This is a genomic window from Nonomuraea sp. NPDC050383, from assembly GCF_044459125.1.
Classification (GTDB): domain Bacteria; phylum Actinomycetota; class Actinomycetes; order Streptosporangiales; family Streptosporangiaceae; genus Nonomuraea.
Genome location: NZ_JBITIP010000018.1, coordinates 1 through 15,321, shown reverse-complemented (window position 1 = coordinate 15,321; position 15,321 = coordinate 1). Strand labels below are relative to the sequence as shown.

Annotated in this window: 17 protein-coding genes; 11 read left to right on the top strand and 6 right to left on the bottom strand. The window is 69.9% G+C overall.

Annotated features, from left to right (window positions below; all coding sequences use genetic code 11):
* Nucleotides 1-37 precede the first annotated feature (37 nt).
* Entirely contained in the window at nucleotides 38-1,192 is a 1,155-nt protein-coding gene (locus ACIBG4_RS33620) for a methyltransferase (RefSeq protein ID WP_397205527.1), read from the bottom strand.
* Nucleotides 1,193-1,333: 141 nt separating this feature from the next.
* Here ACIBG4_RS33620 and ACIBG4_RS33615 point away from each other — a divergent pair, with 141 nt between their 5' ends.
* The 3 genes from ACIBG4_RS33615 to ACIBG4_RS33605 all read left to right on the top strand — a co-directional run bounded on the left by ACIBG4_RS33615 (nucleotide 1,334) and on the right by ACIBG4_RS33605 (nucleotide 3,346).
* The gene (locus ACIBG4_RS33615) at nucleotides 1,334-1,885 is read left to right on the top strand and encodes an RNA polymerase sigma factor (RefSeq protein WP_397205525.1); all 552 of its coding nucleotides are present in this window, start codon (nucleotides 1,334-1,336) and stop codon (nucleotides 1,883-1,885) included.
* On the top strand, nucleotides 1,882-2,442 hold the full coding sequence (locus ACIBG4_RS33610) for a hypothetical protein (RefSeq protein ID WP_397205523.1): 561 nt from the start codon (nucleotides 1,882-1,884) through the stop codon (nucleotides 2,440-2,442). The genes ACIBG4_RS33615 and ACIBG4_RS33610 overlap by 4 nt, the downstream gene beginning before the upstream one ends.
* A gap of 199 nt (nucleotides 2,443-2,641) precedes the next feature.
* Nucleotides 2,642-3,346 (top strand): DUF4097 family beta strand repeat-containing protein, encoded by a 705-nt coding sequence (locus ACIBG4_RS33605; RefSeq protein ID WP_397205521.1) that lies wholly within the window; start codon nucleotides 2,642-2,644, stop codon nucleotides 3,344-3,346.
* A gap of 78 nt (nucleotides 3,347-3,424) precedes the next feature.
* Here the strand turns inward: ACIBG4_RS33605 and ACIBG4_RS33600 are convergent, their stop codons facing one another.
* A complete protein-coding gene (locus ACIBG4_RS33600; RefSeq protein WP_397205519.1) occupies nucleotides 3,425-4,270 on the bottom strand; it encodes a phosphotransferase in 846 nt (281 codons plus the stop codon).
* A gap of 165 nt (nucleotides 4,271-4,435) precedes the next feature.
* Here ACIBG4_RS33600 and ACIBG4_RS33595 point away from each other — a divergent pair, with 165 nt between their 5' ends.
* The gene (locus ACIBG4_RS33595) at nucleotides 4,436-5,029 is read left to right on the top strand and encodes a TetR/AcrR family transcriptional regulator (protein WP_397205517.1); all 594 of its coding nucleotides are present in this window, start codon (nucleotides 4,436-4,438) and stop codon (nucleotides 5,027-5,029) included.
* A gap of 30 nt (nucleotides 5,030-5,059) precedes the next feature.
* Here ACIBG4_RS33595 and ACIBG4_RS33590 read toward each other — a convergent pair whose 3' ends face one another.
* A complete protein-coding gene (locus ACIBG4_RS33590; protein WP_397205515.1) occupies nucleotides 5,060-5,692 on the bottom strand; it encodes a class I SAM-dependent methyltransferase in 633 nt (210 codons plus the stop codon).
* A gap of 213 nt (nucleotides 5,693-5,905) precedes the next feature.
* Between ACIBG4_RS33590 and ACIBG4_RS33585 the strand changes: the two genes are divergently transcribed.
* The 4 genes from ACIBG4_RS33585 to katG all read left to right on the top strand — a co-directional run bounded on the left by ACIBG4_RS33585 (nucleotide 5,906) and on the right by katG (nucleotide 9,554).
* Nucleotides 5,906-6,331, top strand: coding sequence for a ribonuclease domain-containing protein (locus ACIBG4_RS33585; protein WP_397205513.1), 426 nt, complete (start codon nucleotides 5,906-5,908; stop codon nucleotides 6,329-6,331).
* Nucleotides 6,328-6,693, top strand: coding sequence for a barstar family protein (locus tag ACIBG4_RS33580; protein ID WP_397205511.1), 366 nt, complete (start codon nucleotides 6,328-6,330; stop codon nucleotides 6,691-6,693). Before ACIBG4_RS33585 ends, ACIBG4_RS33580 begins: the two co-directional genes overlap by 4 nt.
* 158 nt (nucleotides 6,694-6,851) lie before the next feature.
* Entirely contained in the window at nucleotides 6,852-7,289 is a 438-nt protein-coding gene (locus ACIBG4_RS33575) for a Fur family transcriptional regulator (RefSeq protein ID WP_310707201.1), read from the top strand.
* A gap of 33 nt (nucleotides 7,290-7,322) precedes the next feature.
* Entirely contained in the window at nucleotides 7,323-9,554 is a 2,232-nt protein-coding gene (gene katG, locus ACIBG4_RS33570; RefSeq protein WP_397205509.1) for a catalase/peroxidase HPI, read from the top strand.
* Between the two features lie 65 nt (nucleotides 9,555-9,619).
* Here the strand turns inward: katG and ACIBG4_RS33565 are convergent, their stop codons facing one another.
* The gene (locus ACIBG4_RS33565; protein ID WP_397205507.1) at nucleotides 9,620-10,576 is read right to left on the bottom strand and encodes a hypothetical protein; all 957 of its coding nucleotides are present in this window, start codon (nucleotides 10,574-10,576) and stop codon (nucleotides 9,620-9,622) included.
* A gap of 196 nt (nucleotides 10,577-10,772) precedes the next feature.
* Nucleotides 10,773-11,954 (bottom strand): FAD-dependent monooxygenase, encoded by a 1,182-nt coding sequence (locus ACIBG4_RS33560; RefSeq protein WP_397205505.1) that lies wholly within the window; start codon nucleotides 11,952-11,954, stop codon nucleotides 10,773-10,775.
* A 114-nt stretch (nucleotides 11,955-12,068) separates the two neighbouring features.
* Here ACIBG4_RS33560 and ACIBG4_RS33555 point away from each other — a divergent pair, with 114 nt between their 5' ends.
* Nucleotides 12,069-12,782, top strand: a complete 714-nt coding sequence (locus ACIBG4_RS33555) for a TetR/AcrR family transcriptional regulator (protein WP_397205503.1) — start codon at nucleotides 12,069-12,071, stop codon at nucleotides 12,780-12,782.
* Here ACIBG4_RS33555 and ACIBG4_RS33550 read toward each other — a convergent pair whose 3' ends face one another.
* Nucleotides 12,783-13,277, bottom strand: a complete 495-nt coding sequence (locus ACIBG4_RS33550; protein ID WP_397205501.1) for a MarR family winged helix-turn-helix transcriptional regulator — start codon at nucleotides 13,275-13,277, stop codon at nucleotides 12,783-12,785.
* Between the two features lie 68 nt (nucleotides 13,278-13,345).
* Here ACIBG4_RS33550 and ACIBG4_RS33545 point away from each other — a divergent pair, with 68 nt between their 5' ends.
* Together ACIBG4_RS33545 and ACIBG4_RS33540 are read left to right on the top strand one after the other, a co-directional pair.
* The gene (locus ACIBG4_RS33545) at nucleotides 13,346-13,960 is read left to right on the top strand and encodes a TIGR03086 family metal-binding protein (protein ID WP_310707195.1); all 615 of its coding nucleotides are present in this window, start codon (nucleotides 13,346-13,348) and stop codon (nucleotides 13,958-13,960) included.
* 180 nt (nucleotides 13,961-14,140) lie between these two features.
* Nucleotides 14,141-14,935, top strand: a complete 795-nt coding sequence (locus ACIBG4_RS33540) for a type I restriction enzyme HsdR N-terminal domain-containing protein (RefSeq protein WP_397205499.1) — start codon at nucleotides 14,141-14,143, stop codon at nucleotides 14,933-14,935.
* Nucleotides 14,936-15,321: the final 386 nt, after the last annotated feature.

Sequence of the window (15,321 nt, the reverse complement as noted above, 5' to 3'; positions counted from 1 at the left end):
AACCTCGGGAGGAGTCGTCGAGCCGATCCGTCGACAGTCAGCGCTTGACGGCGCGCAGGACGACGAACTTGGGGTCGCTCGCGGCGACCTCGCAGTTGCCGAACAGCCGGCGCAGCTTCACGTGATAGCCGAGGTGCCGGTTGGCGACCACCCAGAGTTCGCCGCCGCGCCGTAGTGCCGTGCGTGACCCGTTGAACATGCGCCAAGCCGTCGCGTCGGTCCTCGCGCGGTGCGTGTGGAACGGCGGGTTGGTCAGGACCAGATCCACCGTGCCCGCCGGCACACCGGACATGCCGTCGGCCGCCAGGAACGTCGCGCCGCCGTCCACATCCGCGTTCGCCCGGAACGTCGCCTCCGCCGAAGCCAGCGCCTGGTAGGACTCGTCGATGAACGTCACCTTGGCTCCGCTGCCGGCCAGTGACGCGGCGAGTCCGATCACCCCGTTGCCGCAGCCGAGGTCCACGACATGCTCATGGCCCCCGAGCGGTGGCAGGTTCTGCAGGAAGAACCGGGTGCCGATGTCGAGGCGGTCGGCGCAGAAGGTGCCCGCATGGTTGGTGACGGTGAGCCCTGAGACCGTTCCGATGTCGGTAGGCAGCGCGTAGCTGCGCGGCCACGGGCTGGCGCCACGGGGCAGCCGGGGGTCGGGTGAGCAGAAGATGAGGCGCGCCTTCTTCGCCGCCAGCGACGTCCTGGTCGGCCCGAGAATGCGTTCGAACAGCTGGAGCGTCGAGGTGTGGATCTCGGTGACCATTCCCGCGCCGACGACGACGGTGCCCGCGTGCACGTGCGGCGCGAGACGGTGCAGCTGATCCTCAAGGAGCGAGAGCCCCTTGGGCACCCGGATCAGCAGCACATCGATCCGGGGCGGCGGCTCGTCCATGGTCGTACAGAGCCGTACCGCGTCCGGGGGGACCTCGTTGCGAACCAGGTTCGCCCGGGTCGCCTGCTGAGTGAGGTAGGAGTCGGTGATCTGCACGGGACGATGATCGGCGAGTGCGGTGACCAACGCGCCCCAGCGGTCCCCGAGCACGACCACGGTGCCCGACAGGTCGGTGGGTCCGCCGTCGGTTCCCTCGAGATGCCGCAGCAGGTACTCGTCGGCGGCGTCCCACGCGCGTAGCTGATCACGGGGGTCCTCGGGGAAACGGGTGAGACGGAACTCGCCTCTCGACGTGCTCAAATGGTTCATCGTGCCTCAGGCTAGCGAGTCGCGCGTCCGCTACGCCAACGACGACGCTCCACTCGGGTCCGTACGACCGCCCGTTGATTTGTAAGCCTTCAGCCGGTTCTCACCAAGTACGGGTGTAGATCGACGAAGGGAGCAAGGCCGGTGCGTCTCATACGGGGAAAGCTCGCCACCGACCCCGTGGCGTTCGAAGCCTTCTACCGGCGGCACATCGACGCGGTCACGCGTTTCCTGTCGCGCCGGGTCGACGACCCGCACACGGTCGCCGACCTGGCGGCCGACGTGTTCCTCGCGGTGTTCGACTCGGCGCACACGTACCGCCCGGGCAAGGGCAGCGAGATCGCCTGGCTGTACGGCGTCGCGCGCAACACGCTGTCGGCCGAGCGGCGGCGGGCGCTGCGGGAGTCCCAGCTCACACATCGTGTGAGCGGGCGGCGTCCGCTGGACGGCGACGACGTGTCCCGGTTGGAAGAGCAGATAGACGCGGAACGGCCCGCCAGGGCGGCCTTCGAGGCCATGGCCGGATTACCCGACGGGGAGCGCGCTGTCCTGGAACTGGTGGTGCTGGAGCAGCTCACGCCGTCGGAGGCGGCGGTGGCGCTGGGAATCCGGCCGGGGACCGCCATGGTGCGGCTGCACCGCGCCCGCAAGGCACTTCGTGACCTGCCCTTCGTCATGGAAGGAATCCCACGATGAGATTCGAGGAGCAGTTGCTGATGGACCTCAAGACCGAGATGACCGCGCGGAACGAACGCAGCCGCCGCGTCGGCCGCCGCCTGCTTGCGGGGGCGGCGGTGGCCGGGCTGGCGGCTGTGGGGGCGGTGGCGTTGCCGCTGCTGACCGGGTCTGAGCCGGCGTACGCGGTGAGCAAGAACACCAACGGCACCATCACGGTGGAGCTCAAGGAATTCAGGGACGCCGACCAGCTGGAGCAGGATCTCAAGGATCTGGGCGTGACCGCCGACGTCACGTACCTCAAGCCCTACACGAAGTGCCAGAACGACCGGGGCGCGCTCGTCGGCGGCCGGTACGACACCCCGGAGGAGTGGCGCAAGTCCGCTCACTACAAGGTCGCCAGGCCGGGGCCGAAGGGTTTCGTCATCGATCCCCGCTATGTCGGGAAGGGTCAGACGGTGGCGCTGGAGTTCACCGAGAACCCGAAGGGGCCGGTCAAGTCGCAGCTCAAAGCATCGGTGATCCAGGGCGCTGTCAAGCCGTGCGTCCCGGTGCAGGACCCGACGCAGCTCGGCTGACCAGCGGCTGTGCGAGGCCGGCGTACCCGCGGGGGCAGCCGGGGTGGTCGTGGACCGTGAGGGTGTTTCATGGGTGGCCACGTGTGAAACACCCTCACGAAACGATCCATCAGGACGTACTTGAGGCCCTGCCTCCGGTGGTCACCGGCCGCACGGGGAACCGGGCGTGATCCGTCCGGATCATCCAGAATCGAACATCATGAAGAAGCAGAGAGCAGCGATGGTCGCGGGCCTTCTCGGGCTCGGGGCGATGTTGAGCGGGTGCGGCACCAGCGGTGCGCCGGCTGAGGACACCGTGTCGTACGACGTCACCGACACGGTGGCGGCGTTGCACGTCGAAGCCGATTCCGGGACCGTCGAAGTGGTCGGGTCGGATCGCCGGGGCATCCGAGTGACGGAGCGGCTGAGCTGGCTCAAGAACAAGCCGGAGACCGTCCACGAGGTTCGAGGTGACACGCTGAAGCTGACGTTCACCTGTCCCACCACGTGGGGGTGGGGCGCCTGGGGCGCGTCCTGCGACGTGGACTACCAGGTCGAGGTGCCTGCGGGACTCCGTGTCAAGGTGGGCTCCGACTCGGGGAACCTGACGCTGAGGAGTCTGTCGGGCGAGGTGGAGGCCAGCACCGACTCCGGGGCGATCGAGGCCGGCGAGCTGACGGGCAGGCGGGTCGTCACGACGACCGACTCGGGTGATGTGAACCTGGCCTTCGCCGGACGGCCCGACCAGGTCACGACCGCCACGGATTCGGGTACTACCGTGATCCATGTGCCATCGGGGCCGTACAACATCGTGGCCAGGACGGACTCCGGCCGCAAGAACATCAAGGCCGCGAGCGCCCCCTCGGCCCCGCGCACGATCGCGCTGTCCAGCGACTCCGGCGACCTGGAGGTCACGACACCCTGACGGGGCCGCGAACACCGGTGGGCGTCTCGCGATCCCGGCGCGTCCGGGGCGGAGCGATCCGCCGGCCTGCGCGTCCGATCAGCGGGCGTGTTGCTCCAGCCAGGCGACGATGTGCCGTACGTAGCTCTCGGTGTGCGCCAGCGGCCTGCCGGCGAGTTCGAGGACCGCCACCAGGTGGTCGACGCCGAAGGTCCTGTCCCAGACCCGGGCACGGTGGTAGGTCTGGCCGTCGACGGCCTGACGGAGGTTGTCCCAGCCGTGCCACGCCATGAAGGCGGCGTCGATCGCGGGATCGAACAGGTGGGCTCGATCCCAGTCCAGGACGCCGATCAGCTTGCCGTTCTCGCTCCAATGGACGTTGGACCCGACCAGATCGCCGTGGACGAGGGAGTCGGGGACGGGTTCGAGGGCCAGCGCCTCCTCCAGGCGTCTCCGGCCCTCGTCGCGCCACTTCGCCGGGAAAAGGGGGATGACCTCGTCGGCCAGGATCGATGCCCAGTTGTCGCTGCCGTGGTGCTCGCGTGGTGCGGGCAGGAGGGCGCGCAGCTCCGGGGTGACGGGCAACTCTCGCACGGCCCTCAGCAGCTCGCCGATCCTGCCCGGATCGCCCTCGCCCTCCCGCAGCCCGGCGCCGTCGATCCACGACACGGCGACAGCCGCTCGATCCCCGAACATCCTCACCGGCGTCAGCGGCTCGGGGACGGCGAACGGCAGCCCGGCGGCGGCGATCAAACGCAGCACCTGCGTACAACGCGGCAGGGCCTCGGCCCCCGCGGGGCGCCGGCTGACGCGCACGGCCGCGACACCGGGAAGCAGGACGACGTCGTGAATGCCACCCCTGGCCAGCCGCGCCGCGTCGAGGGGAGCTCCCGGGAGGAGCGCGTCAGCTATCTCCAGCAGCTCGTCGGGTACGTGTCCACGCATACATCGGCTACTTTCTGCGGTTCGGACTCGGTGCCGCATCCTGACACCCGCGGCCATCACTCGGCCGTCGTGCCGGCGATGCGAGTTCAGGACCGATCATAGAAACGCCACCAGCGACATTTTTCCTATCGTGGACATGATCTCTAGCGTTGCTATGATATTGCCATGTCCGCCATCACCGAACGCCGCGAACGTGAACGTGCCCAACGCCATCAGCTGATCATCACGGCCGCCCGCGAACTGGCCGAGGCCGAAGGGTGGGAGGCGGTGACAACGCGAAGGCTGGCCGAACGCGTCGAGTACAGCCAGCCCGTGCTCTACAGCCATTTCAACGGGAAGGACGCCATCCTGCGCGCCGTCGCCATCGAAGGCTTCGGTGAACTCGCGGCGCGCCTGCGCGATGTCCGGCTGGCCGCCCCCGAGCCGGCGCAGGCGCTGCACGCCGTCTGCCGCGCCTACCTGGAGTTCGCCACCGAGCAGCCCGCTCTCTACCAGGCCATGTTCGTGCTGCCGACCGATGTGAAGTTCGCGCACGCCGAGACGCCGCCCCCGCTGCGCGCCGCTTTCGACGAGTTCGTGAGCTGCTTCCGCTCGGACAACCCGCGACGCGAGCTGTTCGCCGAAGTCACCTGGAGCGCGTTGCACGGCATGGCCGCCCTGTCGGGCAGCGGCCGCATCCCCCCGAACTTTCAGACGGAGCGGCTCGACTTCCTCGTCACCCAGATCGCCGGCGCACCAGGTGGACCGGCCACGCTGTGAGGGGCGACGGGCCCGGACCGGCAGTTCGACTCAGGCCGCGGGTCTGCGGGCGGCGAAGCGCTCGATCATGCCGAGTTTGAACCGGTCATGCCGTTCCACGGTCAGCCCCATGGCGCGGACCAGGGGCAGCGGGCGGCGGCGGAAGTGCTCACCCTGCAACGGAACGCTCACCAGGTCGGCCGCCGCCTGCAGCACCCGGATCGGCCAGGAGGACGAGGCGACGTGGTCGGCCAGCAGCAGCAGGCCGCCCGGCCGCAGCACCCGGTGCATCTCGGCGAGCGCCCGCGACTCGTCGGGGATCGCGCACAGCGCAAACGTGCAGACGACCGTGTCGAAGCACGCGTCGGGGAACGGCAGCGCCTGCGCGTCGGCCTGCCGGAACTCCGCCGGCACGCCGAGCGACCCGGCGCGGCGTCTGGCCACCGCGAGCATCGCCTCGCTCCACTCCACGCCGGTCAGCCGGACACCGTCCGGGTAGTGCCCGAGGTTCAGGCCGGTGCCGATCGCGACCTCCAGCACCTCGCCGGAGGCCTGCCGGCAGAGCCACTCGCGGGTGTCGCCGAAGAAACGGCGCTCGGCGAACGCCATCTGCCGGTCGTAGGTCACGGCCTGGCGGTCCCAGTACGTCCGTAACCGGAGGTCCCGCTCATCGGTGTCGGCCATCGTGTCACCAGCCCTTCTCCCGGTGCCCCGAATCTACCCAGCGGGATCGGCACCTGCGCGGAGACAGCGCCGTTCGTGATCGCACGCTGATCCGCACTCTGATCCGCGCGCGAAGAGTTCACCGTACTTTTGGTGGTTCTTACCGTTGTTCGACCCGGCACGGCGGGGATTCTGACGGTGTCGGTCCCCTCGCATTCCCCGCAAGGAGGCTTCGTGCGCACCCCGCAACCCTCCCGGCGTTCCTGGCCGGCACGGATCGCCGTCATCCTCGTCGCCATCACCTCCCTGACCGGCGTGGCCGGCGTCGCCCCCGCCGACGCGTCGGTCCACGACTCCTGCACCGTCTCCCGGTGCGCCGACGCGCGCTCGGCCGACGCGACGTGGGCGGGCAAGGGCTATCCGACCAGCAGCGGCTGGTACTCCTGGCCGGACGGGAAGTACAACTACACCGGCGGGCGCTTCTACAACCGGGAGGGCCGGCTCCCGAGCGGGGCCACCTACTACGAGTACGACGTGTACTCCCGGGCACGGGGCGCCGCTCGTGACGCGTACCGGATCGTCGTCAACCGCAGCACCGGCGTGACCTGGTTCTCGCCGAACCACTACACCGACTTCTACCGGCTCCAGGGGCTCCGATGAGATCCGTCGCAGGTCCGCTGCCGCCCTGGCTGACGGTGTCCACGAGCCCGGCGCCCGCGGTCGTCGACGGACGCGCGTGCCGGACCCGCGCCGCCTTCTTCGAGGAGGCGGCGCGGGCTCTGCGTCTGCCCGGCTACTTCGGCCGTAACTGGGACGCCCTCACCGACTGCCTGCGCGACGCGGCCCGAGTCCTGATCGTGGAGCACGCCGAGGAGCTGCTCGGCGGCGAGCCGCCCGAACAGTTCGCCGTCCTGCTGGCCGTCCTGGGTGACGCCGCCGACGCCGGGCTGACCGTGACGCTGTGCACCGATCCCGACCGTGAAGCGCTGCTCCGGCAGCGGATCGCCGCCGCCCTGCCCTGAAGCGTCGCCTGAGGTTTGCCGGGTCTTTGCCCATGGCCACGACACGCCCTTCCGGCCGGCGGAACCCGTAGCCGTACGGCGGTTCCACGTGCGCGGCGCCAGACTTGAAGTGTTCGTTACCTTGTATCATTCGTGTTTATGGCGGTATGTTGGGCACCATGACCGCACCCAGGACACCGACCACCGCCGAGGAGCTGCGCGGTGCAGGCCTGCGGGTGACGGCCGCCCGAGTCGCGCTGCTCGACACCGTTCGGGACGGCGATCACCTCGACGTCGAGGCGATCGCCTCCGGGGTGCGCGATCGCGTGGGCCACATCTCCCTCCAAGCCGTGTACGAGGCCCTCAACGCGCTCACCGCGGCGGGACTCGTACGCCGCATCGAGCCGGCCGGCAGCCCTGCCCGGTTCGAGCGACGCGTCGGCGACAACCACCACCACGTGGTGTGCCGGTCGTGCGGCGCCGTCGGCGACGTCGACTGTGCGGTCGGCCACGCGCCCTGTCTGACCGCGTCCGACGACCACGGCTTCTCGATCGAGGAGGCCGAGGTCATCTACTGGGGCCTGTGCCCCCGCTGTTCCACTGCCAGCAGTTCCTGAGCACCCTGATCCGCGTAGCCCGGAAGGATTCCCATGTCCGAGAACCATGATGCAATCGTCACCGACCCGAAGACGGAGGGCGGAGGCGGCTGCCCGGTCCCGCACGGGCGCGCCCTGCACCCGACCCAGGGCGGCGGCAACCGCCAGTGGTGGCCTGAGCGGCTCAACCTGAAGATCCTCGCCAAGAACCCGGCCGTGGCCAACCCCCTCGGCGACGACTTCGACTACGCCGAGGCGTTCAAGAGCCTCGACCTCCCGGCCGTGAAGCGGGACATCGCCGAGGTGCTGACCACCTCGCAGGACTGGTGGCCGGCCGACTTCGGCCACTACGGCCCGTTCATGGTCCGGATGGCGTGGCACAGCGCGGGCACGTACCGGATCAGCGACGGCCGCGGCGGAGCCGGGGCCGGCCAGCAGCGCTTCGCGCCCCTCAACAGCTGGCCCGACAACGGCAACCTCGACAAGGCTCGCCGCCTGCTGTGGCCGGTCAAGAAGAAGTACGGCCGGAACCTCTCGTGGGCCGACCTGCTGATCCTCGCCGGCAACGTGGCGCTGGAGTCGATGGGCTTCAAGACGTTCGGCTACGCCGGCGGTCGCGCGGACGTGTGGGAGCCCGACGAGGACGTCTACTGGGGTCCCGAGACCACCTGGCTCGGCGACGAGCGCTACAGCGGTGACCGGGAGCTCGAGAACCCGCTCGGCGCGGTGCAGATGGGCCTCATCTACGTCAACCCGGAGGGCCCGAACGGCAACCCGGACCCGCTGGCCGCGGCCCGCGACATCCGTGAGACGTTCCGGCGGATGGCGATGAACGACGAGGAGACGGTCGCCCTGATCGCGGGCGGTCACACCTTCGGCAAGACCCACGGCGCCGGCCCGGCGGACCACGTCGGCGCCGACCCCGAGGCCGCCTCGATCGAGGAGCAGGGCCTGGGCTGGAGGAACACCTTCGGCACCGGCAAGGGCGGCGACACGATCACCAGCGGTCTCGAGGGTATCTGGACGAACACCCCGATCACCTGGGACAACAGCTTCTTCGAGATCCTCTTCGGCTACGAGTGGGAGCTGTTCAAGAGCCCCGCCGGCGCCAACCAGTGGAGGCCCAAGAACGGCGCCGGGGCCGGCACCGTTCCCGACGCCCACGACCCGTCGAAGACCCACGCCCCGACGATGCTGACGACCGACCTCTCGCTCCGCGTCGACCCGATCTACGAGCAGATCTCGCGGCGCTTCCTGGAGAACCCCGACGAGTTCGCGGACGCGTTCGCGCGGGCGTGGTTCAAGCTGACCCACCGCGACATGGGGCCGGTCGCGCGCTACCTCGGCCCGGAGGTCCCGGCCGAGACGCTGCTGTGGCAGGACCCGCTCCCCGCGGTGACGCACCAGCTCATCGACGCCCAGGACGTCGCCTACCTCAAGGGCCAGGTCCTCGCCTCGGGCCTGACGGTGTCCCAGCTGGTGTCCACCGCGTGGGCGTCGGCCTCGTCCTTCCGCGGCAGCGACAAGCGCGGCGGCGCCAACGGCGCCCGCATCCGCCTCCAGCCGCAGAGCGCGTGGGAGGTCAACGACCCCGACCGGCTGGCGACGGTGCTGCGCACCTTGGAAGGGATCAAGGACGCCTTCGACGCCGCGCAGACCGGCGGCAAGAAGGTCTCGCTCGCCGACCTGATCGTGCTGGCCGGTGCCGCGGGTGTCGAGCAGGCCGCCAAGGACGCCGGTTTCGACGTCCAGGTGCCGTTCACGCCGGGCCGCGTGGACGCCTCGCAGGACCAGACCGACGTGGAGTCGTTCGCCGCCCTGGAGCCGACCGCCGACGGGTTCCGCAACTACCTCGGCAAGGGCAACCGGCTGCCGGCCGAGTACCTGCTGCTCGACCGGGCGAACCTGCTGACCCTGAGCGCCCCCGAGATGACCGTCCTCCTCGGCGGCCTCCGCGTCCTGGGCGCGAACTACCAGCAGTCGTCGCTCGGCGTCCTCACCACGACCCCCGGCGCTCTGACGAACGACTTCTTCGTCAACCTGCTCGACCTGGGCACGACGTGGAAGGCGACCTCCGAGGACCAGAACACGTTCGAGGGTCGCGACACCGCCACGGGCGAGGTCAAGTGGACCGGCAGCCGCGCCGACCTGGTCTTCGGGTCGAACTCCGAGCTGCGCGCGCTCGTCGAGGTCTACGCGAGCGACGACGCGAAGGAGAAGTTCGTGAACGACTTCGTCGCGGCGTGGGACAAGGTCATGAACCTGGACCGGTTCGACCTGGTCTGACTCGTCTGATCAAGGTCCAGGCCGGCCCCGTACGGGACCGGCCTGGACCTTGTGCATGAGCGGGGTCAGCGGCCACTGCCCGCCACGAGACCGGAGTACGAGGCGACCACCTCGACCTGGTCCGGCTCGGCCTTCTTCGGAGGGATGCGGGCCGCCACCTGGAACAGGTCGGTGACCTCCATGTACGTGTAGTACTTGCCGCGCAGGAAGCCGCTGTCCTTCTGGAGGACGTAGTTGCGCTGCGGGCTCGGCCGTACGTCGTAGCGGATGGTGCGCTCGATCGTGGTGAAGGTCAGTGCCCCGCCGTCGGCGGTCCGCAGCGTGTACGACGGGTAGCGGGTGGCCGGGCGGGCCTTCGTGGTGATGCTCGCGTACGGGTTCATCCGCATGCGGGTCTTCGCGGCGCTCGTGGTGAGGTTGTCGGCGGCGAAGAGGCTCTTGTCGGCGGCAGTACCCTTGCCGGCCAGGTGGGCGGCGTACTTCTCCGCGAAATCGGCCGGTGACATCATCAGGCCGGTGCCGTCAGCGGGGCCGACCTCCTTGGCCAGGCCCGCGGCGTCGACGGAGATCTCGGGCAACTCCTTGGCGGTGGTGCCGTCGAAGGCGTCCGGGGCGTACACCTGCCGCCAGCCGTCCCCCTGCCGGGCGAAGAGCAGGTACGTCGGCTCCTTCGCGGTCGTCGGCTTGCGCTGCCAGTGCACCGTGGCCAGGAACCAGGGCTTCTGCCCGGCGGCCGGCGCCTGGAAGACGGGCTTCGTGTAGCCGAACGGCTTGTACGTGATGGTTTTGTGCAAGATGCGGCTGGAGGCGTAGCTCGCCTTGTCGATGGTGTAGCTGGAGCCGCCTTCGTACCCCGCCAGGAGCTTGGCGCTGCGGGCCTTGTTGGCGGCGTTGTTGCGCTTCACGTAGTCGGCGAGGACCGAGGCGGCCTCCTGGTCCGAGATGGCGCGAGCGGGCGTCGGGGCACTGCTCGCACTCGGTGTGCCCGGGGTGCCGGCCGGGGGATTCGCCTTTCCGCCCATGCCCGGGAGGGCGGAGCATGCTGTGAGCAGACACCCTGCCATGACGCCACTGATCGTCCAGCCGTACCTTCGCACTTTCCGTACCTCTAACCACTACGGGACCAAAGGGCCTCAAGGTAGCAGGAGTGATGCCGGGCGCCACAACAGCTCGGGCGGACGCGGCCGGATCAGCCTGAGGAGGACCGCCCGGCCCGGGTCAGGCGGCCGCCGGCGCGGGATCGCGGCGCGGGGTGAGCAGGTTGCGGAGCCGGCCGGCGGTGGCGGCGGCGGGCCAGAGGCGGGTCGCCAGGTTCCGGGCCGCGATTCCGGTACGGGTCGAAGGGACCATCAGGGAGGCGGCCATCGCGACGTTGTCCTGCTTGGGGTCCACCAGGGTGCGGTGCCGGGCCTCGTAGCGGGCGAAGGCTGAGCGGGGGTCGGCGGGGCTGGCGGCCAGCTCCTCGGCGAGCGTGTACGCGCCGGCCATGGCCAGGGTGGAGCCGTCGCCGAACAGCGACACCGACGAGGCGGCGTCCCCGAGCAGCGCGACGCGGCCCTTGCTCCAGCGGTCGAGCCGTACCTGGCTGACGGCGTCGAGCCACAGGTCGTCGGCGGCGCGCACGCCGTCCAGGAGTTCGGGCACGCGCCAGCCGTCGCCGGCGTAGGTCTCGGTCACGATCCGCTTGTGCTGCTCGATGTCGCGGTGGTCGAAGCCCTGCACCGCCGGGCTGCGGAAGATGAAGGCGGCCAGGGCGCGACCGCGCACAGGGTGGACGGAGGCCATCCGGCCGGGGGCGTTGTGCAGGACGACGTCTTTCCCATGATCGGCCGGGCCGTTCAGCTGCATCGTGGCGACGTACAGTCCCATGTGGCGGACGAAGTCCTCCTCGGGGCCGAAGGCGATCCGGCGGGTGGTCGAGTGCAGCCCGTCGGCGCCGATGACCAGATCGAACCGGCGCGGCGCGGCCTTCTCGAAGGTGACTTCCACCCCGCCGCCGTCCTGGCTCAGCGACGTGATGGTGTCGTCGAACAGGAACTCGGCGGAGTCCCGGCCGGCCTCGTACAGGATCCTGGCCAGGTCGGTGCGCGTCACCTCCACCTCCCGGCTGCCTGTCGCCCGTTGCAGGGCGCGCATGTTGACGCGGCCGACCTGACGGCCGGAGCCGTTGACGAAGCTCATCGCCGTCACGTCTGTGGCGGCCTCGCGCAGCCGCTCCATCACCCCCATCCGCTCGGCCACCTCCACGGCCGGGCCCCGGACGTCCACGGGGTTGCCGCTGGTGCGCAGGCCCGCCGCCCGTTCGACGACGGTGGTACGGAATCCACGCTCGGCCAGCCAGTAGGCCAGCGTGGGGCCGCCGACTCCGGCTCCGGAGATCAGCACTGAGGGGGTGGTCATGTCGCGCTCCTGTCGATCCGTCGATGTGCCATCAACTTATGACTAAAAATGAAAATCAGTCAAGAGGTTGACACGGATGTGACCAGAACTCTTATCTGGTCATATGATGGCGCCATGAGTGCCAGCGCCGAACGACTGCGGGACCCGCAGCAGCGGACCGAACGGGCCACCCGGATCCTCGACGCGGCCGCGGACCTGCTGGCCCGCCACGGCTACCGGCGGGTCACCATCGACGACGTCGCCGCCGAGGCCGGCATCGGCAAGGGCACGGTCTATCTGCACTGGAAGACCCGCGAGCAACTGTTCGGCGCGGTCTTCGGGCGTGAGGTGCTGTACGCGATGGACGAGCTCCGGCAGGCGCTGGGGCACGATCCGCAGGTGTGCCTGCTGCACCGCTTCGCGCGCACGTACTTCGTGGCCATCGCGAACCGGCCGCTGCTGCGCGGGTTCCTTCTCGGCGACCCCGACCTGCTCGGCAAGCTGGCGACCTCGCGTGACGCCGCCCGCGACGACCGGCACGCCGCCATGGCCCGCGGCTACTTCCAGCTGCTGTCGGAGCGCGGCCTGCTCCGCGCCGACATGGACGCCGACGAGGTGGGTTACGCCTACCAGGCGACGTTCGAGGGCTTCCTGCGGGCGGAGGCGAGTGGCCCGGCCGAGGGCCTGGAGCGGCGGGCGGACCTGCTGGCGCGTACCGTCCGGCAGGCGTTCGAAAGCGAGCCGGCCACCCCGGACGGCGCCCTGCGGGACCTCGCCGCCGCCGTCGTCGCCCTGCTCACCGGCCTCATCGACGCCGACCGCGCCGAGTCGGGCATCCCGCGGTCCTGATTACCGGGATGTCCGGGGGCGGCGGGCGCCGTTCCCGACGATCTCCTCACGGGGCAGTGCGGACAGCGTCTGCAGCGCGCGCAGGAAGGCGTCCCGGTCCTCGGCGGGCAGGCGCGCGAGGAGCCGGTCCTCCTGCTGCTGGATGCCCGCCTGGGCGGCGTCCCGTACGCGCCGGCCCTCGGCGGTGAGCGACAGCAGGTGTGTGCGCCGGTCGGCCGGGTCGGCCCGCCGCTCGATGAGCCCGCGCTCCTGCAGGCCGTCGAGCACGCCGATGATGCGGGTCTTGTCCGCCCCGATGGCCTGGGCGAGCGCGCTCTGACTCCGTACCGGCTGCCTGCCCAGCGCGAGCAGGACCACGTACGCCCACATGGACAGGCCGTGCGCCCGCAGGACCGGCAGCTCGGCCGCGACCAGGGCGCGGCTCAGGGGCGCCATCATCGCCGCGAGGTCGGGACGTCCGGCCGCCGTCTGCTCAGGGGCGCTGCTCTCCGCCATGCCCCAACGATATGCCGTCGTTTAACATATGCATGGACTTATAGTAGGCACATGCTTATGATTGCGCCATGACGACTTCCGATGTCACCGGTATCACCGCCCTGAACAGGCGCGCGGTCGAGATCAGCGTCGAGGTGGTGTCCCGGGTGACCGTGGCCGACCTCGACCGGCCCACGCCCTGCGCCGAGTGGACGCTGGGCGACCTGCTCGCCCACATGACGGCCCAGCACCGCGGCTTCGCGGCCGCGGCCCGAGGTCACGGTGCGGACCTCGCGGTGTGGGAGGTCCGCCCCCTCACCGCCGACGGCGACCCGGCGGCCGAGTACGCCGAGGCCGCGCGCGACGTCCTCGCCGCGTTCGCCGAGGAGGGAGTGCTGGAGCGGGAGTTCGCCCTTCCCGAGTTCGGCCCCGGCGCGGCGTTCCCCGGCGCGTCGGCCATCGGCTTTCATCTCATCGACTACGTCGTGCACGGTTGGGACGTGGCCCGGTCGCTGGGCCGGCCGTACGAGCTGGAGGCGGAGCTGGCCGAGCCGGCGCTGCGCGTCGCCCGCGCGGTCCCCGACGGGGCCAACCGGCTGGCGCCGGGGGCGGCGTTCCGGCCGGGCCTGCCGGTGAAGGACGACGCCGAACCCCTGGACCGGATCCTCGCCATCCTCGGCCGCTCACCGTCCTGGCCCGCCTGACCACCCTGCCGTCGATATGGCGAATTATCATGACATTCTGATATTGCGAATTCCTTTCGCGTATCGAGGCTTTAGTTTTTGTCATGAATTTGAGATGTCGTGGGCGGCGAATTGTCCGGCGTCGATGTGACGTCAGCGTTTAGTCTGCCTTCGTTGTCACGAGAACTTCAGGGCGGTCACATGGGCGAGCAGGCGGTCGAGGCATCGGTCATTTCCGGGCAGGCGGACGAAGCGGCCACCGCCTCGCTCGCGGCCACGAGCGAGGCGACCGCCAGGAAGCCGGCCGCTCCGCGTGCCGCCCCCAAGTGGGAGATGGACGCGCGGGACCGCGTCCGGGCGGCCGTCCGCCGCTACTCCAAGCCCCTGGCTGACCTCGTCGCCAGGGACGCCAACGAGGGCGACACCCGGCTGCTGGTGACGGACTTTCTCTGTGACGGGCTCGGCTACGACAAATATGAGGAACTCACGACCGAATATCAGGTCAAGGGCGAGTTCGCCGACTACGGGATCCGTATCGACAAGCAACTCGTCGCCTTCATCGAGGTCAAGCGCTGCAGCCAGAAGCTGAACGTGAGACACCTGCGTCAAGTGCAGATGTACGCCGTGAATGAAGGGGTCGAATGGATGATCCTCACCAACGGTCAGGTCTGGCAGGTGTACCACATGACCGGAGGGCTGCCGGTGGTGATCGATCTCGCCCTGGAGGTGGACCTGCTCAGTGAGGCCGGTCTCGCGGCGAAGACGGACGCGCTGTTCTACCTGAGCAAGGACGCCTTCAAGCGTCGCCTGATCGACGATCTGTGGAAGGCGCGGGCGGCGACCTCCGCCAAGTCGCTCGCTCAGGTCGTGCTGTCGGAGCCGGTGGTCGACGCGATCCGGAAAGAGGTCCGGCGGCAGACCAGCCACAATGCCGAGCCGAAGGATCTCGTCCGCATTCTCCGGGATGACGTGCTGCGGGCCGAAGCCCTCGGCTAGGGGCGGCCGGGGTGAGCACGAGGGAGTCCAGCAGCCGCTGCAGGCCCGGCCGGAGCGGGGCCTCGGCGTGGTCCCGGCACCTGCGGGCCGGATGGGCCGGCGCGTGCAGGTACGCCCGCTCGTCCCTGGTGAGCCGCAGCACATCGGCGTTGGCGTCCAGCACCTCGCCGGCGACGTTCCGGCTGTTTCCCTGCTCCAGCCAGGTGTAGTGCCTTCCCTGGCAGTCTTGGGCGCCGGTCCCGCGATGACGGACGGCGGGCCCGGACCTGCCGGCTCCTAGAGCCTGTTTTCTGGATCTCATGTGAGCCATAGCAACAGGCAGACGATGGTGACACTTGCCTGGTAGTGAACGGCGAGCTTGTCGTAGCGGGTGGCGATGCCTCTGA